This window comes from Streptomyces sp. NPDC041940, from assembly GCF_055589465.1.
In genome coordinates this window covers 173,331-174,499 of sequence record NZ_JBVJBP010000022.1, presented here as the reverse complement: position 1 = coordinate 174,499, position 1,169 = coordinate 173,331, and the positions used below count along the sequence as shown (strand labels likewise).

Sequence of the window (1,169 nt, the reverse complement as noted above, 5' to 3'; positions counted from 1 at the left end):
CCCCCCCCCCCCCCCCCCCCCCCCCCCCCCCCCCCCCCCCCCCCCCCCCCCCCCCCCCCCCCCCCCCCCCCCCCCCCCCCCCCCCCCCCCGCTCCCGTGTACGCCTTCTCCCGGTGCGCCGTCTCAGCTCACCACGTGGCCCGCACCTGGCGGATGATCCGCCGGCGCAACCGCACCTTGCGGCTGCCGTCGCGCAGCAGGCTCAGACGGTGCAACTCCCAGTGTCCGTACTCGGCGTGGTCCGTCAGCAGACGTGCCGTTTCCTTGCGGGAGACCCCGCGCGGTACGTACACGTCGACAAATTCGTATTCCGGCATCGCATCTATTGTGCGGGCTGGGGCCTGGTACGGATAGCGTCTGCACTATGTCTGATGCTGCGCAGCCCACCGCTGCCGAGGTACGCGCCGCCGCCGAGGCGGTCAAGACCGCGCTCGACCGCCACCTGGCCGCGGTCGAGGGCAGGTCGGGAGAGGACGACCCGGCCGTCTACGAGGCGTTCAACCAGCTGGCCGCGGCCGCAGAGGTGTACGACGAACTGCTCTACGACCGATACGACGAGGTCACCCCCTTCGAGATCCCCGGTGCGGAGGACACGCTGCCGCCGTACGCGGGCCCCGAGGAACCGAACGCGCTGAGCGTGCTGATCCGCCGCGACTACGCGGTGGCGGAGCCGCAGCGCCTCCTGGCGCAGGCGCAGCGGATCGAGGCCGCGGAAGGCGAGGACGGCCCGGCCGCCTCCGGGACGACCCATGGCGCGCTCGGCCTGCTGTTCGGCGAGTTCGAGCCCGACGAGATCGCCTCCCGGCACAAGGAGTTCGGGCTCGAGGAGGGCGACTCCACGCTCTGGGTGATGGCGGCGGACGATCCGGCCGACCCCGGAGAGTGGCTGGAGGCCCCGTTCGAGCAGGTCGATCCACAGCAGGTGGTCTGCCGCTTCGACGTCAGCGCCGTCTTCGACGATGTCGAGGACGACGATGACGAAGATGACGAAGAGGGCGACGACCGGGACGCCCTCGACACCGACCTGGACGAGGACGAGGACGAGGACCTGGAGCGCCTGGACGCGGACCGTCGCTGAGCGCACCCGACGGCGGGGGGGGGGGGGGGGGGGGAGGGAGCGGTGACGATTCGAGGAGCGGTCCGGACTGCGCAGCGGGCGACAACAAAAC

Annotated in this window: 2 protein-coding genes; one reads left to right on the top strand and one right to left on the bottom strand. The window is 72.5% G+C overall.

Annotated elements, in window-relative coordinates; translation table 11 throughout:
* Window positions 1-128 precede the first annotated feature (128 nt).
* The gene (locus ACZ6I3_RS31050) at window positions 129-317 is read right to left on the bottom strand and encodes a DUF5703 family protein (protein ID WP_010045410.1); all 189 of its coding nucleotides are present in this window, start codon (window positions 315-317) and stop codon (window positions 129-131) included.
* Between the two features lie 47 nt (window positions 318-364).
* On the opposite strand from ACZ6I3_RS31050, the gene ACZ6I3_RS31045 reads away from it, so the two are divergent.
* Window positions 365-1,078 carry a hypothetical protein gene (locus ACZ6I3_RS31045; protein ID WP_469419097.1) on the top strand — a complete coding sequence of 238 codons (714 nt, stop codon included), beginning with the start codon at window positions 365-367 and terminating at the stop codon, window positions 1,076-1,078.
* Window positions 1,079-1,169: the final 91 nt, after the last annotated feature.

Bases quoted from the DNA above. Each gene is read 5' to 3' on its own strand.
- ACZ6I3_RS31050 (WP_010045410.1), bottom strand. From the start codon at position 317: ATGCCGGAATACGAATTTGTCGACGTGTACGTACCGCGCGGGGTCTCC.
- ACZ6I3_RS31045 (WP_469419097.1), top strand. From the start codon at position 365: ATGTCTGATGCTGCGCAGCCCACCGCTGCCGAGGTACGCGCCGCCGCC.